This is a genomic window from Pseudooceanicola sediminis (assembly GCF_003575965.1).
GTDB lineage: Bacteria > Pseudomonadota > Alphaproteobacteria > Rhodobacterales > Rhodobacteraceae > Pseudooceanicola > Pseudooceanicola sediminis.
In genome coordinates, this window is the sequence record NZ_QWJJ01000013.1 from 126429 (window position 1) to 152358 (window position 25930).

A 25930-nucleotide genomic window follows, 5' to 3' on the forward strand; every position below is an offset into this window, starting at 1 on the left:
CCCAATGACAAGACAAAGCTATATTTTCACTTCCGAGAGCGTCTCGGAAGGCCACCCGGACAAGGTCTGCGACCGGATTTCGGACGCGGTGCTGGATGCCCTGATTGCCGAGGAGCCAGAGGCACGCGTCGCCTGTGAAACCTTTGCCACCACCAATCGTGTCGTGATCGGCGGCGAAATCGGCCTGGCAGATCAGGACAAGCTGGCCCGCTACATGGAGAGTATCGACGCCATCGCCCGCGCCTGCATCAAGGACATCGGGTACGAGCAGGAAAAATTCCACCACGAAACCGTGGAAATCACCAACCTGCTGCACGAACAATCCGCCCATATCGCCCAGGGCGTCGACGCCGCCACCGACAAGGAAGAGGGCGCTGGCGACCAGGGCATCATGTTCGGCTACGCCACGGATGAAACCCCGCAGCTCATGCCGGCGCCGATCCACTATGCCCACGCCATACTCAAGCGTCTGGCCGAGGTGCGCAAGGACGGCACCGAACCTTCGCTGCGCCCCGATGCCAAGAGCCAGCTGTCGCTGCGCTATGAAAACGGCATGCCGGTCGGTGTCACGCAACTCGTCCTGTCGACACAGCACGCCGACGACTCCCAGACCAGCGCCGACATCCGCGCCATCGTCGAACCCTACATCCGCGACGTCCTGCCCGATGGCTGGCTGACGGACGAGACCGAATGGTGGGTCAACCCGACCGGCAAGTTCGTCATCGGCGGCCCCGACGGCGATGCCGGCCTGACCGGTCGCAAGATCATCGTCGACACCTACGGCGGTGCCGCACCGCACGGCGGCGGTGCGTTCTCGGGCAAGGATCCGACCAAGGTCGACCGCTCGGCTGCCTATGCCGCACGCTACCTTGCCAAGAACGTGGTCGCTGCGGGCATGGCAAAAAAGTGCACGATCCAGCTCTCCTACGCGATCGGCATCTCGAAGCCCTTGTCGATCTATGCCGATACCTACGGCACCGGCGAGGTCGACGAGGCCCAGATCGAAGCCGCCGTCGCCCGCGTGATGGATCTGACCCCCGGCGGCATCCGCCGCCACCTGGAGCTGAACAAGCCGATCTATCAGCGCACGGCCGCCTACGGCCACTTCGGCCGCGCCCCTGACGCCGACGGCGGTTTTTCCTGGGAAAAGACCGACTTGGTCGAGGCCCTCAAAAAGGCCGTCTGACAAAGACCCCGCCAAAGGAAAAGGCCCCGCAGCAGCGGGGCCTTTTTGCATTCATGGTCGGGTTGGCATTCATGGTCGGGCCAATCCGCCAACGCCCTTACTTGGCGGGTATCTCCGGGCTGCGATCTATCGAAAGCGGCCCCGCGCCGAAGGCCGTGACCATCAACATGCCACCCGCGATCGAGACGTTTTTCCAAAAGCCGATCATCTGTGTCTGTGCCTCCATTCCCTCCAGGGCGAACGATGGAACCAGGTGGAACAACAGCCCCGACAGCAGCGCGAAACCGGCCAGCAAAAAGGCTGCCAGACGGGCTTTCCAACCCAACAGCAGGGCCAGACCGCCACCAACTTCGGTCAGGATGACCAGCGGCAACAACGCGCCGGGCACGCCCATGTATTCCATGTATTGTTGCGTCCCGGCATATCCGAACAGTTTCTGCAAACCTGAGCTGATGAACATCACCGACAACAGCACGCGTCCCAGGGGCGCTGCGTAGTACTGGAGTTGATTGAGAGGTGTCATATGCACATATCCTAAGTTAAATTGATGCGGCCCGTTATCGGGCCCTTGCCGGCAAGATGGGGGATGCAGATGATTTGCACCATTCCTCTATTTTCAATACATTCAGTGCAAATTTGCACAGAACACCTCGTTGCATCCTGACCAGCAGTTTTAGTTGAACGATCTCGCGTCCGGCGCTAACAGGCAGCCATGAAGAACGATCAACATCCCTCCGGTGCCCCATGGCGCAATTTTTATGGCCGTTTCAAAGGCAAGGGCCTGCGGAAATCGCAGGAAGTCTACCTCGACGAGGATCTGGCAGACCTCTCGCCCGGAGCGGTCGACTGGGACGTGAACCCGGATCGCCTGCCACTCGACCTCGAACAACGCTTCGGCGGCAAACCCGTCTGGCTCGAAATCGGGTTCGGGGGCGGTGAACACCTCGTGCACCAGGCGGCAGCCAACCCCGATGTCGGCCTGATCGGCGCAGAGCCCTATATCAACGGCGTCGCAATGCTTCTTGGCAAGATCCGCGATGCAGGGGTCAGCAATCTGGCCGTCTACCCCGGCGACGCGCGCAACCTCTTCGACGTGTTGCCACAGGCCTCAATCTCGCGCGCTTTCCTGCTCTACCCGGATCCCTGGCCAAAGAAACGCCACCACCGCCGCCGCTTCGTGACACAAGAGCACCTCGCACCACTCGCCCGCGTGCTCAAGCCAGGCGCCATTTTTCGCGTGGCCACCGATATACCTGACTACGTCCGCCAAACCCTCGAGGAAGTTCCGCCGCAAGGCTTTGAATGGCTCGCCGAAAGTCCCACTGACTGGCGCGCGGCTTGGCCCGACTGGATCTCGACCCGTTATGAGCAAAAAGCCCTGCGTGAAGACCGCACGCCGCACTACCTGACGTTCCGCAAACTTTGACCTTTGTCGGTCAGCATGGCTGCCCGAGCCTCCGGCGGGGATATTTCGAACAGGGAAACATGAAAAAACACCCCTCCGGCGGCCCGGCCGAACGAAGGGGTGTTTCCCTGTGCGGTCATCGGGATCCCTCCCTGTACCGCGATATAAAGCTTACATTTCTTTGCTAACGGAAGGTAAACTGGGACCGAGCCCCGGATGTTTCCCTGTTCGAAATATCCCCGCCGGAGGCTGGTGCCACATCAGCGGTAAGCGGCGGCATCTGCCTCAGATGTTTTCGGCCTGCGGCATGCCCAGCACGTGATAGCCGCCATCGACCCGGATGATCTCGCCGCTTGTGCAGGCCCCGGCGTCCGAGGCGAGGTAGACCGCAGTGCCTCCGACTGCTTCCAGCGTGGCATTCGCCCGCAGCGGTGCATTGGCCTCGGTCTGGCGAAAGGTCTTGCGTGCTCCGCCGATCGCCGCGCCGGCAAGCGTCTTCATCGGGCCGGGAGAGATGGCATTGACGCGAATCCCCTGGGGGCCCAGGTCGTTTGCCAGGTACAGCACCGCCGATTCAAGCGCCGCCTTGGCGACGCCCATCACGTTGTAGAACGGGGTGACGCGGGTGGACCCCTGGTATGTCAGCGTCAGGATGGTGCCGCCGACTGTCATCAGGGGCGCTGCACGGCGCGCGACGTCGATCAGCGAATAGCACGAGATATCCAGCGAGTTCTTGAAGTTGTCGCGGCTGGTGTTGATGAACCGCCCCGCCAGCTCGTCCTTGTTGGAATAGGCGATGGCATGGACAACGAAGTCCAGGCTGCCCCATGCGGACGTCAGCGTCTCGAACGCGGCATCCATCGAGGCATCGTCCGTGACATCCGCATCCACCAGCAGATCCACCCCGATCGAGGCAGCGAGCGGTTTGACACGTTTGCCGAAGTTCTCGCCCTGGTAGGTAAAGGCCAGTTCGGCCCCCGCCCCGTGCATTGCCTTGGCGATCCCCCAGGCGATCGAGCGCTCGTTCGCGACCCCCATCACAAGACCGCGTTTTCCCTGCATCAATCCGCTCATCTGTTCTTATCCGTTATACCGCGACAGCAGCATCGAACCGTTCGTGCCGCCAAAACCAAAGGAGTTCGTCATGACCGTGTCGAGGCTGGCCTGTTCGACCAGCTTTGTCGCGATCTCGGCAGGGTCCAGTGCCTCGTCGAGCGTTTCGACGTTGATCGAGGGGGCGATGAAATTGTCCCGCAGCATCAACAGGCAGAAGATCGCCTCCAGCGCGCCGGCCGCGCCCTGCGCATGGCCGGTCATCGACTTGGTCGAGCTGATCGGCGGCGTCGCGCCTTGCCCGAACACCCGGCGCACCGATTGCACTTCGCCTACGTCGCCCACAGGCGTGGACGTACCATGCGCGTTGATATAGCCGACCTTGCGCCCCTCGGGCAGGGTTTCCAGCGCCAGGCGCATCGCCCGCTCGCCGCCTTCGCCCGATGGCGCAACCATGTCATGCCCGTCCGAGGTCGCCGCATAGCCCGTCACTTCGGCGTAGATCGTGGCGCCACGCGCCTTGGCGTGCTCCAGCTCCTCCAGCACGACCATGCCGCCGCCGCCGGAAATCACGAACCCGTCGCGGCTGGCATCAAAGGCTCGGCTCGCGGCCTCGGGGGTGGCGTTGTGCTTGCTGCTCATCGCACCCATCGCGTCGAACAGGCAGGACAGCGTCCAGTCGAGCTCCTCTCCACCACCGGCAAACATCACGTCCTGCTTGCCCATCATGATCTGCTCGGCCGCATTGCCGATGCAGTGCAGCGATGTCGAGCAGGCCGAGGTGATCGAATAGTTGATCCCCTTGATCTTGAACGCCGTCGCAAGGTTTGCCGAGATGGTGGACCCCATCGCCTTGGGCACGGCAAAGGGGCCGATGCGTTTCGTCGCGCCGGATTTCAGCACTGTCTGGTGCGCGGCAAAGATCGCGCTGGTCGACGGCCCGCCGGACCCGGCGACAAGGCCGGTGCGCGGGTTGATGATATCGCTTTCCTCGAGCCCGGCGTCGGCAATTGCCTGGGTCAGGGCGATATGGGCATAGGCCGCACCCGGCCCCATGAAACGCAGGGCGCGTTTGTCGACATGTTCGGCCACATCGATCTTCAGCGTGCCTGCCACCTGGCTGCGAAAGCCGTATTCCGCCATTTCGGGTGATGCTTCGATACCCGAGCGGCCCGCTTTCAGCGAGGCGGTGACTTCTTCTGCATTGTTTCCGATCGAAGAGACGATTCCCAATCCGGTAACGACAACTCGGCGCATGAAGCTCTCCTTCCCTTGTCGCGTCAGCCTTCTGACAGCGCGACTTTCATATCCTTGACCTGATAGATCACTTCGCCGTCGGCCTCTACCCGGCCGTCCGCCACACCCATGGTCAGGCGGCGCGTCTGGATGGCCTTGGTGAAATCGACGTAATAGGTCAGCTTCTTGCGATCCGGGCGCACCATGCCCGTCAGCTTCACTTCGCCGACACCCAGGGCATAGCCGCGCCCCTGCCAGCCACGCCAGCCGAGGTTGAAGCCGGTCAGCTGCCACAGGCCATCCAGGCCAAGGCAGCCGGGCATGATCGGATTGCCGGGAAAGTGGCAGTCAAAGAACCACAGATCCGGTGTAATGTCGAACTCGGCAACAATGTGCCCCTTGCCATGCGCCCCGCCGTCGCCGGACACATCGGTGATGCGGTCCATCATCAGCATGGGTGGCGCCGGAAGCTGTGCATTGCCCGGCCCGAAAAGCTCTCCGCGCGCGCATTTCAGAAGGTCGTCCCGGTCAAAGCTCGTGGGATAGTCGGCCATCAGTGGCACGCCCCTTTCATCTCGTGTCTCAAAGTCCTGCTTCCTCTATCATCGCGCCAGCTTGCCATGCAAGTCCGGGTGGCGCATCGCCTTCTTGCGGGCTTTTGCCAGACCTGTTGCGTCTTGGTGGTGTTTTTCCCTATATTGTCGGGTGAACAGCGGGATACAAGAACGGCATGTGTGCAATGGCAACCGAACGCGGCGCCTCCTGGCTCTCCAAGGCAGGTTTGCGACCGACACGGCAGCGACTGGGGCTGGCGGCGCTTTTGGTGGGGGATGGCAGAAATCGCCATGTCACCGCCGAGAGCCTGTTCGCCGCGGCAAAGGAAACCGGGCAACCGGTGTCCCTGGCGACCGTCTACAATACCTTACGTGCCTTCTGCGATGTCGGCCTGATGCGCGAGATCACCGTCGATGGCTCGCGCAGCTATTTCGACACCAACATGCACGATCACCCGCATTTCTACTGGGAAGACGACGGTGAACTGACCGACGCCCCCAGTGACGAGCTTGAGATCTCGCGCCTGCCGCGCGCACCCAAGGGCGCCTCGATCGCCAAGGTCGACGTGGTGATCCGCCTGCGCCGCGACGAATAGGGCGTCCCGCGCCCGGGGGGCCGTCGGGCGGCCACTGTCGCCTCCCTCTCTCCGCCGGCAGCTTCTCTCTGGCGCCCCGCCCAAATGAAAAGGCCCCGCCCGGAGGTTTTCCGTGGCGGGGCCTTCGCGTGTTGGGCGCTTGGGTCAGACGACCTCAGGCGGCGACGATCTCGACCATCTTGACGTCAAAGATCAGGTCCTTGCCCGCCAGCATGTGGTTGGCGTCCAGCAGGACCTGCTCGTCACCGATCTCGGCCACGGTCACCGGAATTGCCTGCCCCTGAGGAGAGCTCATCTGCAGTTGCAGACCCACTTCCAGCGGGATCGTGTCGGGGATCGCCTCACGCGGCACGGATTGCATCGCGTTCGGGTCGCGCTGGCCATAGGCCTCGTCGCACGCGATCTCGACTTTCTTCTCGTCGCCCACGGCCATGCCGGGGATCGCCTTGTCCAGGCCGGGGATGATCTGACCGGATCCGACGGTGAACTCCAGCGGGTCGCGCCCGTCGGAACTGTCAAACGTCGTGCCGTCGGCCAGGGTACCAGTGTAATGAATGCGAACGGTGTCGCCCGATTTGGCTTCGCTCATGCTATATCCAATCATGTTCGGGAGGTGAATTTCAGGGCCACGCCTCATTGGGGCGCGGGTGCCTGTCTTGACTGACCCCAGTGTACCGCAGGCTCTCGCCGGGCGCAAACCGCTCTTCCCTGTCCCGAATCCGCGTGGCAATGTCACACGCGGAAGGATGCCGCCATGCCCGTCACCACCTGTGTCTTCGACGCCTACGGAACCCTGTTCGATGTCAACGCCGCTGCGCGAGAAGCTGCCCAGGAACCGGGCCGCGATGCCTTTTCCGCCCATTGGCCAGCCATCGCGGAACACTGGCGCCGCAAGCAGTTGGAGTATTCCTGGCTGCGCGCCCTGCGCGGCATCCACTGTGATTTCTGGCAGGTGACACAGGATGCGCTCGACTGGGCGATGGAGGCCGAGGGCCTGACGGACCCGGCCCTGCGCGAACGCCTGCTTCAGCTTTACTGGAACCTCTCCAGCTATCCCGAAGTGCCGCAGGTGCTGGCGCAACTTCGCGCCCAGGGGCTGCACACGGCGATTCTCTCCAACGGGTCGCCCGACATGCTTGACGGCGCCGTCCACTCCGCCGGCCTGGGCGACCTGCTCGATGCGGTGCTTTCGGTCGAAAGCGTCGGCATCTTCAAACCTGCCCGCGCCGTGTACGATCTTGTCGGCCAGCACTTTGGCTGCACCCCCGATCAGGTGCTTTTCGTCAGCTCGAATGGCTGGGATGCGTCGGCGGCGGCGGCCTACGGCTTTGACACGGCATGGGTCAATCGCGGCGGCGCGCCGGTCGATCGCCTGCCGGGCACGCCCGCCCACCGGCTGACCACCCTCGCCCCCGTACCGGACCTGAGGATCTACTGATGCCGCATTTCAAAGCACCCGATGGCGCCTCGATCTATTACGAGGACACTGGCACCGGCACGCCCCTGCTCTGCCTCTCGGGGCTCACGCGCAATGCCCGCGACTTCGATTTCGTCGCCCCCCATCTGCCCGAGGTGCGGATGATCCGCATGGATTACCGCGGGCGCGGCCTGTCCGAATGGACCGGGCCCGCAACCTATACCGTGCAGACCGAGGCGAAGGACGCGGTCGCCCTCCTCGACCATCTCGGCATCGCGCGCGCCGCGATCCTGGGCACGTCACGCGGCGGGCTGATCGCGCTGATCCTGGCGGTGACCGCCCGCAACCGCCTGCTCGGCGTTGCCTTCAACGATGTCGGACCGGAGCTATCAGCCGAGGGCCTCGATAACATCGCAGGGTATCTCGGCATCAATCCGCCCTTTGCCACGCTGGATGCCGCCGCCGCCGCGCGCCTGCCCGATCCCGCGTTTCCGGGCGTGCCCTTCGATCGCTGGCGGCAGGTGATGGCAAATACCAATGTCGAAACAGCCGCCGGGCTGGTCATCACCTACGATCCCACCCTGCGCGATGCCGTGTTCGGGGATACGCCACAGGCCACACCGGATCTGTGGCCGCTGTTCGATGCCCTCTCGGATCTGCCCTGCGCGGTGATCCACGGCGAAAACTCCGATCTGCTGTCCTCTGCCGTGGTGGCGCGCATGGCCGACCATCACCCCGGGCTGATCACCGCTCATGTGCCCGACCGGGGCCATATCCCCTTTCTTGACGAGGAACCTTCCCTCGCCGCTCTCTCGCTCTGGCTGGAAAAACTGCAATGAACTTTGAAATGATCATGGCCGCCGCTGACCGTCTCGACGGCCACGCGCGCCATACGCCGCTTCTCTCTTCTCCCTTCCTCGACCGGATCGCCGGGCGGCGTGTGCTGATCAAGCCCGAGTGCCTGCAACACACCGGCAGCTTCAAGTTCCGGGGTGCATGGTCCGCCATCTCCGCGCTCGATCCCGCGGTGCGCGATTGTGGCGTCATCGCCTTTTCGTCCGGGAACCATGCCCAGGGCGTCGCGCTGGCGGCACAGATACATGGCGTTCCCTCGGTCATCGTGATGCCCGCCGATGCCCCCGCCCTCAAGATCGAGAACACCCGCGCCCTGGGTGCCGAAGTCGTGCTCTATGACCGCGCCACCGAGGACCGGGACGAGATTGGCGAACAGCTGGCCATCGAACGCGGCCTGACCCTGATCAAGCCGTTCGACGATCCCCAGGTCATTGCCGGACAGGGCACGATCGGCCTGGAAATCGCCCGCGACGCCGCCAACCTTGGGGTCACGCAGGCCGAACTGCTGGTGTGTTGTGGTGGTGGGGGCCTGACCTCGGGTATCGCACTGGCCTGTGCCGAACGCGCGCCGGGCATCCTTGTGCGTCCGGTCGAACCCGAAGGCTTCGATGACGTCGCGCGGTCGCTGGCGTCGGGCCAGATCGAAACCAACGCCGCCCTGTCGGGCAATATCTGCGACGCCATCATCACGCCCCAGCCGGGCAAGATCACCTTTCCCATCCTCAAGGCGCGTTGTGGTCCCGGCCTGACCGTGACCGAAGACGAAGCGTTGCGCGCCATGGCGCAGGCCTTCCTGCGGCTCAAGATCGTGGCAGAGCCTGGTGGCGCCGTGGCGCTGGCCGCCGCCCTGTACCGTGCCGACGCGATCGAGGGCGACACCGTCATCGCAGTCGTCTCGGGCGGCAACGTCGACCCGGCCATGTTCACCCGCGCCCTCTCCACGCTCTGACATATGCACGACGGCAGCTGATGCAGGCACGGACGGTCCCCGCCCGGCGCCCCGCCTCCGCCTCCGCCCCCGGCGCAACAGGACTGTGGCGCGCCGGGGCCCTTGCAAAAAGCCGTGCGAAAAACCGCTCGGAAACCGTACAGATACCGACACGATACCGACGTTCGGATTCCGCCCCTGCATCTCGATTTTAATTGACACAGGCAACTACTTTTGTCACTGATCGCACAGCGAACAGGGAGGATGCCATGCGTACACAAGTTGCCATCATTGGCGGCGGGCCTTCGGGTCTCTTGCTGTCACAACTGCTGCACAAGGCAGGTATCGACACGATCGTGCTGGAACGCCGCTCTCGCGAATATGTCCTGTCGCGCATCCGGGCCGGTGTGCTGGAATGGGGCACGGTCGAGATGCTGCGCGAAGCCGGCGTCGGCGCCCGGATGGACGCCGAAGGCTTTCCCCACGACGGCACCTACCTGGCGACGCGCAACCAGGGATTCCGCATTGATTTTCAAGAGCATACGGGCAAGAAGGTCATGGTCTACGGCCAGACCGAAGTGACGCGCGACCTCTACGCGGCCCGCGATGCCATGGACGGAAAGGTCATTCACGAGGTCGACGGCGTGACGATCCACGACGCCAAAACCGACGCGCCCTTCGTGACCTACGTCAAGGACGACACCGAACATCGGATCGACTGCGACTACATCGCAGGCTGCGATGGCTACCACGGCCCCTCCCGCCAAAGCATCCCGTCCTCCGTGCTGCGCGAATTCGAACGGGTCTATCCCTTCGGCTGGCTGGGCGTCTTGTCCGAAACCCCGCCGGTTTCCGAAGAACTGATCTACGCCCAACACACCCGCGGCTTCGCCCTCTGCTCGATGCGCAACGCCAACCTTTCGCGCTACTACCTGCAGGTTCCGCTGACCGACAAGGTCGACGCCTGGTCCGACGCCGCCTTCTGGGAAGAGCTCAAGCATCGCATCCCCGAAGATGCCGCCGAGCGCCTGATCACCGGCGCCACCATTGAAAAAAGTATTGCGCCGCTAAGGTCTTACGTCGCCGAACCTATGACGTGGGGACGCTTGTTCCTGGTCGGTGACGCCGCGCATATCGTGCCCCCGACGGGCGCCAAGGGCCTCAACCTTGCCGTGTCGGACGTGCATTACCTCTATCATGCGCTGGTCCAGCACTATGCAGGCGATGACGAAGGGATCGCGACCTATTCGGACAAGGCCCTGGCGCGGGTCTGGAAATCCGAGCGTTTTTCGTGGTCCATGACGACGATGCTGCACAACTTTCCCGAACGATCCGCGTTCGAGCAAAAGATGCAGGAGGCCGAGCTGGACTATCTGCGCATGTCAAAAGCCGCGCAGACCGCCCTGGCCGAAAACTATGTGGGGCTGCCGTACTGATGCGTATCGCGAAACTCGACGGGCTGAATGTCCACTATACGGATGAAGGCGACCCGAACGGGGCGCCCATCGTCTTTGCCAACTCGCTGGGGACCGATCTCAGGCTCTGGGACGACCTTGTTCCGCTGCTGCCCGCAGGTCTTCGCATCATCCGTTACGACAAGCGCGGGCATGGCCTGACCGACACCACCCCTGGGCCCTATTCCATGGGGACGCTGGTACGTGACGCGGAAATGCTGCTCGATCACCTCGGCGTCAAGGATGCGCTGTTCGTCGGTCTGTCCATCGGTGGCATGATTGCGCAGGGCCTTGCCGTCAAGCGGCTCGACCTGGTGCGCGCGCTGGTCATCTCGAACTCCGCCGCCAAGATCGGCACCGCCGACATGTGGGCCGAACGCGTCCGCGCCACCCGCGAGGACGGCATAGAGAGCATGGCCGATGCCGTGTTACAGCGCTGGTTCGGCAAGGCTTTTCGTGAAACGGACGCCTTCGCAGGCTGGCGTAACATGCTGATCAATCAATCGGTTGAGGGCTACGCGGGCTGCTGCTCGGCCATTTCCGGTACTGACTTCTACACCCCCACCAGCGGGCTGCGCCTGCCCTTGCTGGGCATCGCGGGGAGCGAAGACGGCTCGACTCCGCCGGACCTCGTGCGCGAAACCATCGACCTTGTGCCCGGCTCGCGATTTGAGCTGATCCGCGGCGCGGGCCATCTGCCCTGCGCCGAAAAGCCCGAGGAATACGCCCGCATCCTGAACACGTTCATCAAGGAGACAGGCCATGTCTGACGACAAGACCGCACGTTTTGAAAAAGGCATGGAGGTTCGCCGCTCGGTTCTGGGGGATGCCCATGTCGACCGCGCCGAAGCCGCCAAGACCGAATTCGACGAGCCATTCCAGACCCTTATCACGGAAGGCGCCTGGGGCACTGTCTGGGCCAGCGATGGCATCAGCCGCCGCGAACGCTCGATGTTGACGCTGGCCCTGCTGGCCGCGACCGGGAACTTCGAGGAGATCCCGATGCACATCCGCGCCACCGCCCGCACGGGCGCGACCAAACAAGACGTGCAGGAAGCGTTCCAGCACGTCGCGATCTACGCCGGTGTGCCAAAGGCGAACCACGCGCTCAAGCTTGCCAAGGCCACCTATGCTGAAATGGAGGAGGACACGAAATGAAAGACTTAGGCCCGCTGATCCCGCGCAACCGGGATGCCCACCCGCCAGCCTTGACGCCCGACTACAAGACATCGGTGCCACGTTCGCCGAGCTGGACTCTGCTGTCGATGGAAAGCACCCCGTCCGAGGAAACCGGCCCGCGCTTTGGACATTCCATCCTGGGCGAATGGGACAATAACCTGATCATGAACTACACCAAAGGCAAAGCGCCCGCGGTGGGGGAACGCATCCTGGTGCATGGCCGCGTGCTGGACGAAAACAACCGCCCCGTGCCGCATACCCTGATCGAAGCCTGGCAGGCGAATGCAGGCGGCCGCTATCGCCACAAGAAAGACACCTATTTCGCGCCGCTCGACCCCAACTTTGGCGGGTGCGGGCGCACCATCACGGATGAGAACGGCTATTATGAATTCCTGACCATCCGCCCGGGGGCCTATCCCTGGCCGAACCGCGCCAACGACTGGCGGCCCATGCACATCCACTTTTCGATCTTCGGCACCGGCTTCGGTCAGCGCCTGATCACGCAGATGTATTTTGAGGGCGACCCCCTGATCAACCTCTGCCCGATCGTCAAGACGGTGCAGAGCCGTGGCCAGATCGAGGGCCTTGTCGCACCGCTGGACATGTCCAAGGCGCGCGGTATGGATTTCCTCGCCTACAAATTCGACATCGTGCTGCGCGGCCGCCGCCAGACCATGTTCGAGAACAAGCTGGAAGGGATGTAAACCATGGTTCAGAAACTGGATACCCTGGTCGAAACGGCCTCGCAGACCGCGGGCCCCTACGTCCACATCGGCTGTATGCCCACCTACGCAGGCATCCCCGACATCTACGAGGTCGAGATTGGCGCAAGCCCGATTTCCGATGGCGCCAAGGGCGAAATCATTGAAATCACGGGCGAAGTCATCGACGGCACCGGCTGGGCGCTGCGCGACGCAATGATCGAGAGCTGGCAGCCCGACGCCTCGGGCCTGTTTGCCGGGCAAGAGGGCGCGGACCCTGCGGTCAACGGGTTCTGCCGTTTCGGCGCAGATTTCGAGAGTGGCAAGTTCACCCTGCGGACCGTCAAGCCGGGCACCTACAAGGGCCGTGGTGGCGTGGTTCAGGCGCCGCACATCTCGCTCTGGGTGGTGTCGCGTGGCATCAACACCGGCCTGCAGACCCGGATCTATTTCGAGGACGAGGACAACAGCAACGATCCGCTGCTGAACCGTATCGAACAGCGTCCGCGCGTCGACACGCTGATCGCCAAGAAGACCGGCGAGGGGAAATATATCTTCAACATCGTCCTTCAGGGCGACAAGGAAACGGTCTTTCTCGACCTCTGATGGCCGCGTTCCTGCTCATCCATGGATCATGCCACGGGGCGTGGTGCTGGCGTGACTTGATCCGCGAGCTTGAGCAGGCGGGCCATCGCGCCCGTGCCATCGACCTTCCGGGGCGCGCAGCCGATGCGCGCCCCGTTCGCGACATGACGCTGGACCTGTACGCCCAAGACATCGTTTCGCAGATAGCGGATGAACCCGTTCACCTGCTGGGCCATTCCGCGGGTGGTTTCGCCATCGCCGCCGCGGCAGAACTTGCACCGACGAAAATCGCGCGACTTTATTACCTTTGTGCTTACGCCCCGCGCGACGGCCTTTCGATGATTGACATGCGCCGGGAACAGCCCCGCCAGCCCCTGCTGGGCGCGGTGCGAAAATCCAGCGACGGGCTGAGTTACAGTGCAGACCCCGCGCAGGCCGTCCCGTTGTTCTATCACGACGTCGCCTCGACCACCGCACACTGGGCGACGGAGCGGCTCTGCCCTGAACCGATCCGGCCGCAAGCCACCCCGATCACCCTTGGCGCGGCCTATGCTTCGGTGCCGCGCTGTTATATCCGTTGCACCGATGACCGTACCATCCCGCCCGAATACCAGGCGCAGATGGCCGCGACCTTTGCGCCAGAGGACCGATACGAGATGCCGACCAGCCATTCCCCCTTTCTTTCCGATCCCGCCGGCCTTGCCGTCCTGCTGACACAGATTGCGGGGGCGAACTGATGGCCGGGTCCGTGCACGATAGCCAGATGTACAACAAGCTGTTCCCGGCAGGCGACGCGGGCCGCCTGTTCACCGACAGCGCCGAGGTCCGTTCGATGCTGATCGTCGAGGGGGCGCTGGCCAAGGCGCAGGGCGCTCTCGGGCTGATCCCCGAGGTCAGCGCGGCGTTCATCCATCGCGCCTCGCTGGAAATCCCGCTTGATCCCGGTGGTCTGGCCGTGGGCGCGGGCAAGAACGGTGTGCCCGTGCCGGGCCTTGTCGCCGCCTTTCGCAAGGCGCTGGAGGCCCCCGAGCACGCGCAATACGTCCATTGGGGCGCGACGTCGCAGGACATCATGGACAGCGGCCAGATGCTGCGCCTGCGCCAGTTGCTGAGCCATTGCGAGGCCGGTGTGAAATCCTTGCTGGCCGCGCTGGCGGATATGGCCGAGGCCCATGCCGCCCTGCCCATGGCGGGACGCACCTATGGCCAGTTTGCCACCCCTGTCAGCTTTGGCAGCCACGTCGCGGGATGGGGCTGGCCGCTGCTGGACCTGCTGGGCGAATTGCCGGCGCTGCGCGACGCATCGCTCTGGGTATCGCTGTCTGGTGCTGCCGGAACAGGGGCTGAATTCGCGGGACAGGGTGCGGCCCTGCGCGCGGCCCTGGCCGAGGGGCTGGGCCTGCGCGACCCCGGTCGCAGCTGGCACGCCGATCGCGGCCCCGTCCTGCGCATCGCAGGCTGGTTGACGCGCATGGCGCAAGTGCTGGGCAAGATGGGCGACGACCTGATCCTGATGGCGCAATCCAGCGCGGGCGAGGTGCGCCTGGGCGCATCTGGCGGATCCTCGACCATGCCGCAGAAACAGAACCCGGTGCAGCCCTCGGTCCTGCTGGCGCTGGCGCGTCAGGCGATCGGGCTGAACGCCATGATGCAAAGCGCCGGAATGCCGCGCCAGGAACGCGACGGGGCTGCGTGGTTCACCGAATGGCTGACCCTGCCGCAACTGTGCCTGTCGGCCAGTGCCGCACTGGAAACCGCACAGGACATGGTGCCCGGCCTGACCCCCGACGGCCGTGCGATGGCCGAGGTCTTTACCAGTTCGCACGGGTTGCTGCACGCCGAGGCGCTGTCGTTCCGCCTGGCGGCGACGATGCCGCGCCCGCAGGCGCAGGAGGCGGTCAAGGCGCTGGCGAAAAAGGTGATCGCGACCGGAACCCCGCTGGGTGAACTGGCGCGGGCGGCCTATCCCGATCTGGACCTGAGCGGCCTGTTCGAGCCGGATCAGCAGATGGGCGATGCCCCCGCGAATGCCCGCGCCTTTGCCGCGGCCGCACGCGCGATCTGACACGACCACATTTGCGAATATGCAGTCGGCCAGCCTACGCGCCGGCTGCGTTCGCATGTTCTGCGCGCGACCGGGATCGGGCGCCGCGACCCTCGGCGGCAAGGCGCAGGCGCGCACCTTGCCATTTTCGCCTTGTTCAAACGGCGTCGAGGTGTCTAATTTCGACAAGAGGAATTATATTTCACACTTGTATTGTCTGGGGGCCGCAGCCACGCTGCGCCCCAGACAGGGGAGAGACGACATGCAGAAAATCCGCGCCGCCCTTTGCCGTGAGTTCAACGCACCGCTGACCATCGAGGAGGTGATGTTGCGTGCGCCCGGGATGGGCGAGGTCGAAGTCACGCTGGAGGCGGTGGCGATCTGCCATTCCGATATCTCTTTCTGGCAAGGCGGCTTTGGGGGCCAGCTGCCTGCCGTTTACGGACACGAAGCCGCGGGGCGCATCAGTGCCCTTGGCGAGGGTATCCAGGGGCTAAACGTCGGAGACGCGGTCTGCGTCACCCTGATCCGCGCCTGTGGCCATTGCGACACCTGCGGCGGCGGCCACCCCACCATCTGCGAAACGCCATATGACTCGATGGAGCAAAGCGCGCTGTCACTGGCCGATGGAACCCCCGTGATGCAGGCCATGGCGTCGGGCGCCTTCGCGGAAAAGATGGTGGTGGATCAGAGCCAGGTCGTGGCCATCCCCGACACGGTGCCGATGGGGGCCGCTTCGCTGATTTCCTGCGGGGTGATCACCGGGGTCGGGGCCGCGGTCTATGCCAGTGGCATTACCGCCGGTCAGGATGTGGTGGTGATCGGCGCGGGCGGTGTCGGGCTGAACGCCATTCAGGGTGCGCGCATTGCCGGCGCGCGCCGGATCGTCGCCGTAGACATGCTGCCGGAAAAGTTGGAGGCCGCAAGGGAATTCGGGGCGACCGACGTCGTGAACGCCGAAGGCAAACCCTGGAGCGCGGTGAAAAAGATCCTGGGCCGGGGCGCTGATGCTGTGCTGGTCACCGTCGGCGTCGCTCAGGTCTATGACATGGCGCCCCGCTATCTTGCGCGTGGCGGACGGATCGTCATGGTCGGTATGCCCCATGGTGACAAGACCGCCAGCTATTCACCGCTGATCATGGCGGATGCGGGTCAGGCGATCGTCGGGTCGAAGATGGGCAATGTCGTCATCAAGCGTGACATTCCCTGGATGGTCGACCTCTATGGCCAGGGCCGGCTGAAGCTGGACGAACTGATTTCGGGCACCTGGCGCCTCGATCAGATCAACGAGGCGATTGCGGATACCCTTAGCGGCAGTGCCCGCCGCAACGTCATCCTGTTCAAATGAAGCTTGCCGACCTGGATATCATCGTGACCTCGCCCCCCGCGCCGGGGTGGGGCGGTCACTACTGGATCCTGGTCAAGGTCACGACCGCCTGCGGGATCGTCGGCTGGGGCGAATGTTATGCCGCCAGCGTCGGTCCCGAGGCGATGAAGGCCGTGATCCGCGACGTCTTCGCACGCCACATGGCCGACGAGTCCCCCGAGAATATCGAGCTCATGTTCCGCCGCGTCTATTCGTCGGGGTTCACGCAGCGCCCGGACCTGACCGTGATGGGGGCGTTTTCCGGATTGGAAATCGCCTGTTGGGACATCCTTGGCAAGGCGCGCGAGCGGCCCGTCTGGGCATTGCTGGGCGGCAAGATGAATGATCGCGTCCGGGCCTATTCCTATCTCTATCCCCTCGCTCACCACGATATGGCCCGCTATTGGCGCAGCGCCGACATGGCCGCAGAGAGCGCCGCTGATCTGGTGTCGCGCGGCTATACGGCGGTCAAGTTCGACCCTGCGGGCCCCTACACCATCCGGGGCGGGCATATGCCGTCGATGTCGGATTTGTCTTATTCGACTGAGGTTTGCGCCGCCGTGCGTGCCGCTGTCGGCAGCCGCGCCGACCTGCTGTTCGGCACCCACGGGCAATTCACCGCCGCCGGTGCCCTGCGCATGGCCCGCGCCATTGCCCCCCATGATCCGCTTTGGTTCGAGGAACCGGTGCCCCCTGACGACCTGCCCGGGATGGCCCGTGTCTGTGCACAATCGGGACTGCCTGTCGCCACTGGCGAACGGCTGACCACCCTGGCCGAATTTCGCGCGGTGCTGGAGGCAGGGGTGGCCATTGTGCAACCGGCCCTCGGCCGCGCGGGTGGGCTGTGGGAGTCGCGCAAGATCGCCGTGCTGGCGCAGGCCTACGGCGCGCAGATCGCGCCGCACCTCTATGCGGGACCGGTCGAATGGGCTGCCAATATTCACCTGTGCGCCGCGACGCCCAACCTTCTGATGGCCGAAACGATCGAGACACCGTTCCATTCCGCCCTGATTGGTGGCAGCATTTGCGTTGAAAATGGCTTTATTTCGCCACCCGAGGCCCCTGGCCTTGGATTCGAACTGGACGAAACGCTCGCGCGGCGGCATGAATACATCGGTAGCCACTTGCACCTGGAGATGCAGGAAGCCCCCTGTCGCTATGATATGGACAATGCCTTTCAAGGCGGCGCCCCTCGCGATTGACCGGATTGCGCGTTGTGTGACGCGGCCTATTGCTGGTTTGTGCGCGGCGTGCTCAGACCAGACGGACCGGATTTTGTGACTGATATCGTGGACTTGCCTCCCCCCCCGCGCGAAATGGCCGAAAACGCCAAGATGGCGGCATCCTTTCTCAAGGCGCTGGCGCATGAGGGGCGTCTGATGATCCTGTGCCACCTCGGTGCGGGTGAGAAATCGGTCAGTGAGCTGGAGGCGCTGCTGGACACGCGCCAGGCTGCCGTCAGCCAGATGCTGGCCCGGCTGCGCGAAGAGGGCTTTGTCAAGACAAGGCGCGATGGCAAGGCCGTGTATTACAGCATCGCGGACCCCAACACGGTAGAGATCATCGGCCTTCTGTATTCCCTGTTCTGCGCCCCCGAAGGCAAGGTGGAGCGGTCAGCCTAGGCGGGCTTTTCGCTCAGCCCGGGCGGCAGCAACCAGCGGTGCAGGGTCGACACGATCAGCGCCGCCACCAGCATTGCCGCGCCGCCCATCAGTTCGTTGACCGCCCCATGTCCGATGGTCCCTACCTCGGCCGTGAGCAGAAATATCATATTGGAATCAAGGCCGAACGGCGCCGTTTTCGGGTTGGCCCGCAACAGCGCGCCAGCCGCCAGAAAGGCCGCCACCAACAGGTACAACCCCAGCGGGGTCAGGGCCAGGGACTCCCCGATCAGGCGATAGACGATCCCCGCCGCAACGCCGATGGCGCTGCCGGGCAGGATGTAGCGGATCACCGGGCGGGCATCGGGCATACCGCCCATGATGGCCGAAAAGATGCTGAGTGCCAGCGCCAGCCCAACCGCCCAGAACTGTCCTGTCAGCAGCGCGACGGTCATGCCGAAGATGGCGCAACCCATTGCAACGGCTCCGTTCTTGAGCGCGCGCACCCCGCCATGGTTCTTGCGCAACGCCAGCTTTTCGCCACGCACCGGGGTAAAGGGAAAGGTGGCCGCCGTGACCGCGACGACGCCGATCAGGGTGCACCAGACGCGATCGACCGCGAGGTTCAGCGGCGCGGCGTGGTTGGCCACCGCAGGCAGGATCACCACCGCCACCGTGATCGCGGCCATCAGCGCGCCATAGCTGTAGACGGTGCCGATCCAGAATGCCGCCAGCGTCGCCCCGCCGACGGCCAACCCCAGGGCCAGCGTCAGCAGCACCGGATTGGGCAGAAAATGCAGCGCAGCCAAGCCGATAGCAGCCCCCAGCAACGTGCCAAGCACGCGCAGAATGGCGCGGATCACCAGGTCTTCGCGATAGGCCTGGCTGACCACCCAGACCGGCATCGCCGCCCAGTAGGGATTGTGCAGCCCCAGCATCCACGCAAGGGCGAGCGCGCAGGCCGCTGCGACGAAAAGCTGAACGGCGCGCCAGATCCAATGCTGCATGAGACCCCGAAACCCCTTGATGCCCTGTGTACCACCGGGGTGTAATCCCAGTTCCCCGGGCTGGCTAGGCCACGATCGCCGGACCGGGCGCAAGGCCGCCTGCCACCCGGTGCAAGGCCGCGATCCACGTGCCCTGTGTGCAGATCGGCACCGCCGACGCGGCGCCCCTGCTGCAAGCCTTTGAAAACGCACAAATCCCACGTCGGTATTTGAACGGTATCTGTACGGTATCTGAACGGTGCCGAGGCGCGGCGCACGGCGCGGTTGCGCGGCGTTAACCACGCGGAACGAGGATGTGCAGATCAACGCAGGCCACAGCACGACCGACCTGGCCGCGCGGAACCGGCGGCGGGTTCGCCCCGGCTAACCGAAAGACCCGACAGACCCACAGACCGACAGACCCACAGACCGACAGACCCACAGACCGACAGACCCGACCCCGCCTGGCCAGACCCGAGCCGCCCAGACGCACAGCCCCGATTGACGGGGAGAAAGAAAGAGGCCCACCATGACCCGCCGCAAGCCGCTGACCCGGACCCAACGCATCGCCCAGGAACGCCTGTACCGATATGCCTGGGAGGAAAGCCACGACATGCTGGACCTCGACCGGGTGCGCGACCGCGTGCCCGACGCCTGGCACACGCTGGAACAGGACCTGGATGTACACGAAAAGAAGGTCAAGCTGACGCTGTACCTGGATGCCTCGGTAGCAAAATTCTATCGCGGAATGGGCAGCGGGTACCAGGCGCGCATCAACCGGCTGCTGGGCACCTGGGCGCAGATGAAGATTGCCGAGGTGCTGCGCGGGGATGCCCTGCTGAACGCGGCAGCGGAGGAGGAGCACGAGACACCCGCGACACCTGCGCCGCTGGCGCTGGAGCATATCCCGCGCTGACCATACTGCGCGGACGGGCATTCGCCCCGTGAAACGCGCAATGGGGATCATGAGGTGCAGCGCCCCGGATGACATGCCGGATGACATGCCAGCGGGCGACGCAGCGGCGGAGCCAGAGCCGAGGCCGCTGTCACCTGCCCCCGATCGCGGGTGGTTCAGGGGTGCCCATGCCGGTCGGCGGGCGGAGTGCAATCAGACGTGGGGCGAAAGGGGCGATCGGACGACGCGGCGCCTGCCCTGCCCGCCCTGCGACATGAGCGTGAGACGAAAAACGCCCGCGGAGGTCGCTCCGCAGGCGTTCGGGGTGTGCGTGTCAGGTCGCGGCCACGTGGGCGCGCGCCTCAGACCAGCGCGAGGTTAACCGCGCTTTCGCGGCCGTCACGGCCTGCTTCGATGTCGAAAGTGACTTTCGCGCCGTCACGCAGGCCGGTGAGGCCCGAACGCTCGACTGCGGAAATGTGCACGAATACGTCCTTGCGGCCGCCTTCGGGTTCGATGAAGCCGAAGCCTTTGGTGGTGTTGAACCATTTCACGGTGCCGTTGGCCATCCGGAAATCTCCTGTCTTGTTCGCTGCCCGCGGGATGCGGCAGCCCGGCTACGTGGTCGATCGATAACTGTAGCCATACAGAAACAGAATGGTCGAAAGAGGTCGCTTAGCCCGCTGAATATGGCAGCGTTTCCGATTCGTGTGAAGAGGTTTCAGCAGGTCGCAACGGCGCATCCACCTGTTTTCTATGACGCTAAGGGCGGCTGGCCGTTGCGCCGGTGCCGCGACCGGGTTGCAGCACGGCGAAAGGGGCGGTTCTGCCTTGGCGGTGGCCGCCCCGCGCGCCTCTCCCGTCAGGGTTGCAGGGCTAGCGGGGCCTTTGGATCGGCGGTTCGGCGCCACGGGCAGAAGAGCGCCGGAAACCTCTGTCCCGGCCAGCGGCGCCCTGCCGGACCGGGCCGGGTTCCATCGCCGCGTTGGCCAATAGCGGTGATCCGCTGGCCCTGCGCGCGTCAAACGGCAGGCCATCGCCGCCGTTTCGCGTCCCCATTGCAGGACGGTCCGCCGCACGACACCTTTCAAGGCACACCCGCGGCACCCCGCCGCGATGTTGGACCCGATGAAGGAGACAGAGATGACCTTTCATACCAAACTGCTTGGCACCGCCGCGGCGGCTGGCCTGATCCTCGCCCCGCTGGCCCCCGCGTTCGCGCAAGAGGCCCCGGACCCCACCGCCCCACCCGTGGCGCAAAGCGAGCAGGCGCAGGCCAGCTTCAGCGACGAACAGATCGAGAGCTTTGTCGATGCCGCGGTCGAGGTTTCCGAGGTGCGCGACAGTTACCTGCCACAGATCCAGGCCGCCAAGGATGACGCCGAGGCCGCCGAGCTGACGCAGAAGGCGCAGCAGGAGATGGCGACCGCCGTGTCGACGACCGAGGGCATGGACGTGGACACCTACAACAAGATCAGCCAGACGGCCCAGCAGGACCCGGCGCTGAACGACCGGCTGGTCGCGATGATCCAGGATCGCACGAAGCAGCCGACGAACGACGGCTGAGCGATCAGCGCTGAGGGTCGGAGCCCCCTCCCTAACCGATCCGCAGCAGCGCCGTCCCCGAAAGGGGGCGGCGTTTTTTTGGGGGGTGGGGGTTGGGCGACCTACGGATTGTTAACCACGTCTGCGCAGACTGCGGCGATGTCGCGATACATCCGCCCCCGCGTCACAGGCGCGTCGATCTTTTTCACCGTCTGCCTTGCAGACAGGCGGTCGGACCTGCTGGTGCGCCATGTCGATGTGCTGCGCGCGGCGGTGCGGGCGACAATGGCAGAGCGGCCTTTCGTGATCGATGCGTTTGTCGTGCTGCCAGACCATTTCCACTGCGTATGGAGCCTGCCACGCGGCGACGCGGAATATTCGCACCGGATGGCGGCAATCAAGGCGAGGTTCTCAAGGAATATCCGTAGGGCGGGGTTCACCCCGCCATGCCACGACAGGGCCGTCTTGCAACGCTCCGGAGGAGAGAGGTTTGGGCGCGCGATGCCGATGGCTGGCGGCGGGGTGAACCCCGCCCTACGGAAAGGCCAGACCGGGATTTGGCAAAAGCGCTTTTGGGAACATCACATTCGCACCGAGTGGGATTTTGCCAATCACGTCCGGTATTGCCATATCAATCCGGTGAAACATGGTCTGGTCGCTGCGCCGGAAGACTGGCTATATTCATCGCTACATCGCATCAGGCCGTAGGGCGGGGTTCACCCCGGCCATTTTTGTGCGCTGCCGCATGTGGACCGCAGGTCGGGCGGAAGAGGATATCGTGGTGAGATTTGCCAACACACGGCGGGGTGAACCCCGCCCTACGGAATAAAAAAGGCGGCCCCGGAGGCCGCCTTTTCTTCGCTTACCTCGCGAACTTCTTGTACTTGATCCGCTTGGGTTCGACCGCGTCGGCGCCGAGGCGGCGTTTCTTGTCTTCTTCGTAGTCGGCAAAGTTGCCCTCGAACCACTCCACGTGGGCCTCGCCCTCGAAGGCGAGGATGTGGGTGCAGATCCGGTCGAGGAAGAAACGGTCGTGCGAAATCACCACGGCGCAGCCGGCGAAATCGACAAGGGCGTCTTCCAGCGCGCGCAGGGTTTCCACGTCGAGGTCGTTGGTCGGTTCATCGAGCAGCAGCACGTTGCCACCGGCGCGCAGAAGGCGGGCCATGTGGACGCGGTTACGCTCCCCCCCAGACAGCAGCGACACCTTCTTTTGCTGATCGCCGCCCTTGAAGTTGAAGGCCGAGCAATAGGCCCGCGCGTTCACCTCGGCGTCGCCCAGCTTGATGATGTCGAGACCGTCGGCAATCGCTTCCCAGACGTTTTCGTTGGGGTTCAGGTCGTCGCGGTTCTGATCGACGTAGGACAATTTCACCGTGTCGCCGTATTCGACCGTGCCCTCGTCTGGCTGTTCCTGTCCGGTCAGCATCCGGAACAGGGTGGTCTTGCCCGCGCCATTGGGCCCGATGACGCCGACGATACCGCCGGGCGGCAGGGAAAAGGACAGATCCTCGACCAGCAGCTTGTCGCCCATGGCCTTTTTCAGGCCCTCGACCTCGATCACCTTGGTGCCGAGGCGGGGGCCGTTCGGAATGATGATCTGGGCGTTCGAGAGCTTTTCACGCTCGGACTGGTTGGCCATCTCGTTGTAGGACTTGATGCGGGCCTTGGACTTGGCCTGACGGGCCTTGGGCGATTGACGCATCCATTCCAGTTCGCGTTCCAGCGTCTTGACCTTGGACTTGTCTTCGCGCGCTTCCTGTTGAAGACGCTTGGCCTTCTGTTCCAGCCAGGACGAATAATTGCCTTCGTAGGGAACGCCCTTGCCCCGGTCCAGTTCAAGAATCCAGCCGGTGATGTCATCCAGGAAATAGCGGTCGTGGGTGACGATCAGGATGGTGCCCTTGTATTCGATCAGGTGGTTTTGCAGCCAGGCGATGGTTTCCGCATCCAGGTGGTTGGTCGGTTCGTCCAGCAGCAGCATGTCGGGCGCTTCGAGCAGCAGCTTGCACAGGGCGACGCGGCGTTTTTCGCCGCCCGACAGGGTGCTGACGTCGGCATCGTCCGGCGGGCAGCGCAGCGCTTCGAGCGAAATGTCGATCTGGGCATCGAGATCCCAGAGGTTCTGGGCGTCGATCTCGTCCTGCAACTGCGCCATCTCGTCGGCGGTTTCGTCGGAGTAGTTCATCGCCAGTTCGTTGTAACGGTTCAGGATCGCCTGTTTCGGCGCGACGCCCAGCATGACGTTTTCCCGCACGGTCAGCGCCGGATCCAGTTCGGGTTCCTGCGGCAGATAGCCGACCTTGGCGCCTTCGGCGTGCCATGCCTCGCCCTGGAAATCCTTGTCCCAGCCGGCCATGATCTTGAGCAGGGTGGATTTACCCGCGCCGTTGACGCCGACGACGCCGATCTTGACGCCGGGCAGAAAGTTCAGGTGAATGTTCTCGAAACACTTCTTGCCACCCGGATAGGTCTTGGAGACCCCGGACATGTGATAGACGTATTGGTAGGCGGCCATGGAGATGCTCCCTCTGGGTATTGCGCTGACGCGCGCGTCAGGGTGAATGCGCTTTGGCGCTAGATACAGAAGCGGGGCGGCAGGGGCAATCGGCATGGCCACCGGGGCTGCGGAAATCGGGCAGACATCGGCCATGGCCGCAGAACTGGCCCGGGTGGGTTGGAACGCAAGGTTGGCCCGGGTGGCTGACCCGAGTGGCTGATCGGCGGAGCGAAAGGGTGCACGGGCCGGAACCCTTGGCGCGGCTGTACGTTGAACAGGTTAGGTCCGGATCAATCCGGCGTTTCGCAAAGGTCAGGCAGGCAGCACGATGAACGACACCAAGGGGCAGGACCCACAGGACCACCCCGCGCAGGACCGCCCCGAAGGCGCCCCCCCGAAAGACGCCGCGTCGGCCAGAGCCCAGGCGAAGCGTCAGGGCGGCGATGGGGACGACGCCGAAGACACCGCCCACCGCGATCCCGAGAGCGGGGACGCGCCGGAGGTGACGGGGAAAGAGAAGACGGGCAAGGGTAAGACGGGCAAGGGTAAGACTGAGCAGGAGAAACCGGCGCAGGAGCACGTCACCCCGTCGTCGCATGTCACCTATCCCACGCCCCCCACCGAACCGCCGCGCCAGAAGGCGATGATGCGCCGCATGGAATACATGCTGGCGGGGTTGCTGGTGCTGTTCCTGTTCTGGTCGATCTCTCTGGCCAAGGTGGTGGTGCTGCCGATCATGCTGGGCCTGTTGATCGCGCTGACGCTGTCGCCGCTGGTGCGCTGGCTGGGCAAGTTCCGCGTGCCACCCGGCGTGGCCGCAGTGGTGATCATCTTTTCCATTGGTCTGGGCATGGCCTATGGCATCTACATGATGCGCTATCCGGCGCAGATGCTGATCCAGCAGGCCCCCGAGATCCAGCAGGAACTGCGGGTCAAGCTGTGGGACATCGCCCAGAACGTCGAGCGGATGAAACAGGCCGGCGAAAAGATGCAGGAGCTGGCGGCCGGCGGTGGCGGCGATTCGGCCCAGGAAACCAAGGTGGTGGTCAACGACGGCTCGATGCTCCAGACCGCGCTGGCATCGCTGGCGGGCACCGGATCGGCGCTGATCATCGCGATGCTGCTGGCGATGTTCCTGCTGGCGTCGGGCAACATGTTCCAGCACAAGCTGATCGAGAGCTTTCCCGATTTCGGCAACAAGCGGCGGGCGCGCCGGATCAGCCGCGATATCGAGCGCCAGATCTCGCGCTATCTTGCGGCGATCACGGTGATCAACGCGGGCCTTGGCATTGCCATCGGGGCGACGCTGCATTTCCTCGGGATGCCCTATGGGCTGCTGTGGGGGGTTGCGGCCTTTGCCCTGAACTATCTGCCCTATCTGGGTGGGATGCTGGGCACGGCGATTGCCGGGGCCGTGGCGCTGGTGTCGTTTGACAGTGTCGGTCATGCGCTGCTGGTGCCGATCAGCTACATGACGCTGACCTCGATCGAAGGGCAGATGATCACACCCTACCTGGTGGGGCGTCACCTGCGGCTGAACGCGGCGGCGGTGTTTGTCGCGGTGATCTTCTGGGCCTGGCTGTGGGGCGTTGCCGGGGCGCTGATGGCGGTGCCGTTCCTGGTGTTCCTCAAGGTGCTGTGCGACAACATCCCCGGCCTGTTCGTGATCGCGCTGTTCCTGGATGGCGAGACGCGCACCGCAGCGCGCGCGCGCAAGACCGCCGCCCGGCGAAAGGTCGTGCCGCGACCGCGTGGCATGCAGGCGGCCGTGTCGCGCGGTTTGAATGCCGCGGCCAGCATACCGCCGCGCCTGCCCGGGCGGCGCCGTGCCCGGCCGGCGGGCG

The 25930-nt window shown here is 64.3% G+C and carries 28 protein-coding genes; 20 read left to right on the plus strand and 8 right to left on the minus strand.

The genetic code is table 11. The annotated features are described in order from the left end of the window. Positions 1-4 precede the first annotated feature (4 nt). Positions 5-1186 carry a methionine adenosyltransferase gene (gene metK / locus DL237_RS14950; protein ID WP_119399889.1) on the plus strand — a complete coding sequence of 394 codons (1182 nt, stop codon included), beginning with the start codon at positions 5-7 and terminating at the stop codon, positions 1184-1186. A 97-nt stretch (positions 1187-1283) separates the two neighbouring features. Here metK and DL237_RS14955 read toward each other — a convergent pair whose 3' ends face one another. After that, positions 1284-1709, minus strand: coding sequence for a DoxX family protein (locus DL237_RS14955; RefSeq protein WP_119399890.1), 426 nt, complete (start codon positions 1707-1709; stop codon positions 1284-1286). A gap of 189 nt (positions 1710-1898) precedes the next feature. Here DL237_RS14955 and trmB point away from each other — a divergent pair, with 189 nt between their 5' ends. Continuing rightward, positions 1899-2612, plus strand: a complete 714-nt coding sequence (gene trmB, locus DL237_RS14960) for a tRNA (guanine(46)-N(7))-methyltransferase TrmB (protein WP_119399891.1) — start codon at positions 1899-1901, stop codon at positions 2610-2612. A 264-nt stretch (positions 2613-2876) separates the two neighbouring features. Here the strand turns inward: trmB and DL237_RS14965 are convergent, their stop codons facing one another. Genes DL237_RS14965 through fabA form a run of 3 tightly spaced genes read right to left on the minus strand, consistent with a single transcriptional unit; the run spans position 2877 to position 5434 of the window. Then, on the minus strand, positions 2877-3665 hold the full coding sequence (locus tag DL237_RS14965) for an enoyl-ACP reductase FabI (RefSeq protein ID WP_119399892.1): 789 nt from the start codon (positions 3663-3665) through the stop codon (positions 2877-2879). A 6-nt stretch (positions 3666-3671) separates the two neighbouring features. Beyond that, complete coding sequence (gene fabB, locus DL237_RS14970) at positions 3672-4901, minus strand: beta-ketoacyl-ACP synthase I (protein ID WP_119399893.1); 1230 nt, start codon at positions 4899-4901, stop codon at positions 3672-3674. Between the two features lie 23 nt (positions 4902-4924). Then, positions 4925-5434 carry a bifunctional 3-hydroxydecanoyl-ACP dehydratase/trans-2-decenoyl-ACP isomerase gene (gene fabA, locus DL237_RS14975; protein WP_119399894.1) on the minus strand — a complete coding sequence of 170 codons (510 nt, stop codon included), beginning with the start codon at positions 5432-5434 and terminating at the stop codon, positions 4925-4927. Between the two features lie 176 nt (positions 5435-5610). On the opposite strand from fabA, the gene irr reads away from it, so the two are divergent. Further along, positions 5611-6030, plus strand: a complete 420-nt coding sequence (gene irr / locus DL237_RS14980; protein ID WP_119399895.1) for a Fur family transcriptional regulator Irr — start codon at positions 5611-5613, stop codon at positions 6028-6030. Positions 6031-6184: 154 nt separating this feature from the next. Here the strand turns inward: irr and DL237_RS14985 are convergent, their stop codons facing one another. After that, complete coding sequence (locus DL237_RS14985) at positions 6185-6619, minus strand: FKBP-type peptidyl-prolyl cis-trans isomerase (protein ID WP_119399896.1); 435 nt, start codon at positions 6617-6619, stop codon at positions 6185-6187. 165 nt (positions 6620-6784) lie between these two features. Here DL237_RS14985 and DL237_RS14990 point away from each other — a divergent pair, with 165 nt between their 5' ends. The 13 genes from DL237_RS14990 (at position 6785) to DL237_RS15050 (ending at position 18181) form a co-directional block, all read left to right on the plus strand. Next, positions 6785-7468: a haloacid dehalogenase type II gene (locus DL237_RS14990; RefSeq protein WP_119399897.1), complete on the plus strand. Its 684-nt coding sequence runs from the start codon at positions 6785-6787 to the stop codon at positions 7466-7468. Then, positions 7468-8286, plus strand: a complete 819-nt coding sequence (locus tag DL237_RS14995; protein ID WP_119399898.1) for an alpha/beta fold hydrolase — start codon at positions 7468-7470, stop codon at positions 8284-8286. The genes DL237_RS14990 and DL237_RS14995 overlap by 1 nt, the downstream gene beginning before the upstream one ends. Then, positions 8283-9251: a threonine ammonia-lyase gene (locus tag DL237_RS15000; protein WP_119399899.1), complete on the plus strand. Its 969-nt coding sequence runs from the start codon at positions 8283-8285 to the stop codon at positions 9249-9251. The genes DL237_RS14995 and DL237_RS15000 overlap by 4 nt, the downstream gene beginning before the upstream one ends. Positions 9252-9499: 248 nt before the next feature. Further along, on the plus strand, positions 9500-10666 hold the full coding sequence (gene pobA / locus DL237_RS15005; RefSeq protein WP_119399900.1) for a 4-hydroxybenzoate 3-monooxygenase: 1167 nt from the start codon (positions 9500-9502) through the stop codon (positions 10664-10666). Then, positions 10666-11454, plus strand: coding sequence for a 3-oxoadipate enol-lactonase (gene pcaD, locus DL237_RS15010; protein WP_119399901.1), 789 nt, complete (start codon positions 10666-10668; stop codon positions 11452-11454). The genes pobA and pcaD overlap by 1 nt, the downstream gene beginning before the upstream one ends. Continuing rightward, on the plus strand, positions 11447-11842 hold the full coding sequence (gene pcaC, locus DL237_RS15015) for a 4-carboxymuconolactone decarboxylase (protein ID WP_119399902.1): 396 nt from the start codon (positions 11447-11449) through the stop codon (positions 11840-11842). Before pcaD ends, pcaC begins: the two co-directional genes overlap by 8 nt. After that, on the plus strand, positions 11839-12567 hold the full coding sequence (gene pcaH / locus DL237_RS15020) for a protocatechuate 3,4-dioxygenase subunit beta (protein WP_119399903.1): 729 nt from the start codon (positions 11839-11841) through the stop codon (positions 12565-12567). The genes pcaC and pcaH overlap by 4 nt, the downstream gene beginning before the upstream one ends. A gap of 3 nt (positions 12568-12570) precedes the next feature. Next, positions 12571-13170: a protocatechuate 3,4-dioxygenase subunit alpha gene (gene pcaG, locus DL237_RS15025; RefSeq protein WP_119399904.1), complete on the plus strand. Its 600-nt coding sequence runs from the start codon at positions 12571-12573 to the stop codon at positions 13168-13170. Beyond that, positions 13170-13886, plus strand: a complete 717-nt coding sequence (locus DL237_RS15030) for an alpha/beta fold hydrolase (protein WP_119399905.1) — start codon at positions 13170-13172, stop codon at positions 13884-13886. Before pcaG ends, DL237_RS15030 begins: the two co-directional genes overlap by 1 nt. After that, positions 13886-15214: a lyase family protein gene (locus DL237_RS15035; protein WP_119399906.1), complete on the plus strand. Its 1329-nt coding sequence runs from the start codon at positions 13886-13888 to the stop codon at positions 15212-15214. The genes DL237_RS15030 and DL237_RS15035 overlap by 1 nt, the downstream gene beginning before the upstream one ends. A gap of 241 nt (positions 15215-15455) precedes the next feature. Continuing rightward, entirely contained in the window at positions 15456-16541 is a 1086-nt protein-coding gene (locus DL237_RS15040) for a zinc-binding dehydrogenase (RefSeq protein ID WP_119399907.1), read from the plus strand. After that, complete coding sequence (locus DL237_RS15045; RefSeq protein ID WP_119399908.1) at positions 16538-17761, plus strand: mandelate racemase/muconate lactonizing enzyme family protein; 1224 nt, start codon at positions 16538-16540, stop codon at positions 17759-17761. The genes DL237_RS15040 and DL237_RS15045 overlap by 4 nt, the downstream gene beginning before the upstream one ends. A gap of 114 nt (positions 17762-17875) precedes the next feature. Then, complete coding sequence (locus tag DL237_RS15050) at positions 17876-18181, plus strand: ArsR/SmtB family transcription factor (RefSeq protein ID WP_119399922.1); 306 nt, start codon at positions 17876-17878, stop codon at positions 18179-18181. On the opposite strand, the gene DL237_RS15055 is transcribed toward DL237_RS15050, so the two are convergent. Next, positions 18178-19167 carry an FUSC family protein gene (locus tag DL237_RS15055; protein WP_119399909.1) on the minus strand — a complete coding sequence of 330 codons (990 nt, stop codon included), beginning with the start codon at positions 19165-19167 and terminating at the stop codon, positions 18178-18180. The two genes, DL237_RS15050 and DL237_RS15055, sit on opposite strands and share 4 nt — an antisense overlap. Before the next feature lie 508 nt (positions 19168-19675). Here DL237_RS15055 and DL237_RS15060 point away from each other — a divergent pair. Beyond that, positions 19676-20062 (plus strand): BrnA antitoxin family protein, encoded by a 387-nt coding sequence (locus tag DL237_RS15060; RefSeq protein WP_119399910.1) that lies wholly within the window; start codon positions 19676-19678, stop codon positions 20060-20062. Between the two features lie 341 nt (positions 20063-20403). On the opposite strand, the gene DL237_RS15065 is transcribed toward DL237_RS15060, so the two are convergent. Continuing rightward, positions 20404-20610: a cold-shock protein gene (locus DL237_RS15065; RefSeq protein WP_119399911.1), complete on the minus strand. Its 207-nt coding sequence runs from the start codon at positions 20608-20610 to the stop codon at positions 20404-20406. Positions 20611-21184: 574 nt separating this feature from the next. On the opposite strand from DL237_RS15065, the gene DL237_RS15070 reads away from it, so the two are divergent. Both DL237_RS15070 and DL237_RS15075 read left to right on the plus strand, forming a co-directional pair. After that, on the plus strand, positions 21185-21607 hold the full coding sequence (locus tag DL237_RS15070; RefSeq protein WP_119399912.1) for a DUF4168 domain-containing protein: 423 nt from the start codon (positions 21185-21187) through the stop codon (positions 21605-21607). A 138-nt stretch (positions 21608-21745) separates the two neighbouring features. Next, the gene (locus DL237_RS15075; protein ID WP_119399913.1) at positions 21746-22294 is read left to right on the plus strand and encodes an REP-associated tyrosine transposase; all 549 of its coding nucleotides are present in this window, start codon (positions 21746-21748) and stop codon (positions 22292-22294) included. Between the two features lie 154 nt (positions 22295-22448). Here the strand turns inward: DL237_RS15075 and ettA are convergent, their stop codons facing one another. After that, on the minus strand, positions 22449-24104 hold the full coding sequence (gene ettA, locus DL237_RS15080) for an energy-dependent translational throttle protein EttA (RefSeq protein WP_119399914.1): 1656 nt from the start codon (positions 24102-24104) through the stop codon (positions 22449-22451). Positions 24105-24414: 310 nt separating this feature from the next. On the opposite strand from ettA, the gene DL237_RS15085 reads away from it, so the two are divergent. Beyond that, positions 24415-25930 (plus strand): AI-2E family transporter (locus DL237_RS15085; RefSeq protein WP_233545016.1); only part of this gene is annotated, 1516 nt, incomplete at its 3' end.

Bases quoted from the DNA above. Each gene is read 5' to 3' on its own strand.
- metK (WP_119399889.1), top strand. From the start codon at position 5: ATGACAAGACAAAGCTATATTTTCACTTCCGAGAGCGTCTCGGAAGGC.
- DL237_RS14955 (WP_119399890.1), bottom strand. From the start codon at position 1,709: ATGACACCTCTCAATCAACTCCAGTACTACGCAGCGCCCCTGGGACGC.
- trmB (WP_119399891.1), top strand. From the start codon at position 1,899: ATGAAGAACGATCAACATCCCTCCGGTGCCCCATGGCGCAATTTTTAT.
- DL237_RS14965 (WP_119399892.1), bottom strand. From the start codon at position 3,665: ATGAGCGGATTGATGCAGGGAAAACGCGGTCTTGTGATGGGGGTCGCG.
- fabB (WP_119399893.1), bottom strand. From the start codon at position 4,901: ATGCGCCGAGTTGTCGTTACCGGATTGGGAATCGTCTCTTCGATCGGA.
- fabA (WP_119399894.1), bottom strand. From the start codon at position 5,434: ATGGCCGACTATCCCACGAGCTTTGACCGGGACGACCTTCTGAAATGC.
- irr (WP_119399895.1), top strand. From the start codon at position 5,611: ATGTGTGCAATGGCAACCGAACGCGGCGCCTCCTGGCTCTCCAAGGCA.
- DL237_RS14985 (WP_119399896.1), bottom strand. From the start codon at position 6,619: ATGAGCGAAGCCAAATCGGGCGACACCGTTCGCATTCATTACACTGGT.
- DL237_RS14990 (WP_119399897.1), top strand. From the start codon at position 6,785: ATGCCCGTCACCACCTGTGTCTTCGACGCCTACGGAACCCTGTTCGAT.
- DL237_RS14995 (WP_119399898.1), top strand. From the start codon at position 7,468: ATGCCGCATTTCAAAGCACCCGATGGCGCCTCGATCTATTACGAGGAC.
- DL237_RS15000 (WP_119399899.1), top strand. From the start codon at position 8,283: ATGAACTTTGAAATGATCATGGCCGCCGCTGACCGTCTCGACGGCCAC.
- pobA (WP_119399900.1), top strand. From the start codon at position 9,500: ATGCGTACACAAGTTGCCATCATTGGCGGCGGGCCTTCGGGTCTCTTG.
- pcaD (WP_119399901.1), top strand. From the start codon at position 10,666: ATGCGTATCGCGAAACTCGACGGGCTGAATGTCCACTATACGGATGAA.
- pcaC (WP_119399902.1), top strand. From the start codon at position 11,447: ATGTCTGACGACAAGACCGCACGTTTTGAAAAAGGCATGGAGGTTCGC.
- pcaH (WP_119399903.1), top strand. From the start codon at position 11,839: ATGAAAGACTTAGGCCCGCTGATCCCGCGCAACCGGGATGCCCACCCG.
- pcaG (WP_119399904.1), top strand. From the start codon at position 12,571: ATGGTTCAGAAACTGGATACCCTGGTCGAAACGGCCTCGCAGACCGCG.
- DL237_RS15030 (WP_119399905.1), top strand. From the start codon at position 13,170: ATGGCCGCGTTCCTGCTCATCCATGGATCATGCCACGGGGCGTGGTGC.
- DL237_RS15035 (WP_119399906.1), top strand. From the start codon at position 13,886: ATGGCCGGGTCCGTGCACGATAGCCAGATGTACAACAAGCTGTTCCCG.
- DL237_RS15040 (WP_119399907.1), top strand. From the start codon at position 15,456: ATGCAGAAAATCCGCGCCGCCCTTTGCCGTGAGTTCAACGCACCGCTG.
- DL237_RS15045 (WP_119399908.1), top strand. From the start codon at position 16,538: ATGAAGCTTGCCGACCTGGATATCATCGTGACCTCGCCCCCCGCGCCG.
- DL237_RS15050 (WP_119399922.1), top strand. From the start codon at position 17,876: ATGGCCGAAAACGCCAAGATGGCGGCATCCTTTCTCAAGGCGCTGGCG.
- DL237_RS15055 (WP_119399909.1), bottom strand. From the start codon at position 19,167: ATGCAGCATTGGATCTGGCGCGCCGTTCAGCTTTTCGTCGCAGCGGCC.
- DL237_RS15060 (WP_119399910.1), top strand. From the start codon at position 19,676: ATGACCCGCCGCAAGCCGCTGACCCGGACCCAACGCATCGCCCAGGAA.
- DL237_RS15065 (WP_119399911.1), bottom strand. From the start codon at position 20,610: ATGGCCAACGGCACCGTGAAATGGTTCAACACCACCAAAGGCTTCGGC.
- DL237_RS15070 (WP_119399912.1), top strand. From the start codon at position 21,185: ATGACCTTTCATACCAAACTGCTTGGCACCGCCGCGGCGGCTGGCCTG.
- DL237_RS15075 (WP_119399913.1), top strand. From the start codon at position 21,746: ATGTCGCGATACATCCGCCCCCGCGTCACAGGCGCGTCGATCTTTTTC.
- ettA (WP_119399914.1), bottom strand. From the start codon at position 24,104: ATGGCCGCCTACCAATACGTCTATCACATGTCCGGGGTCTCCAAGACC.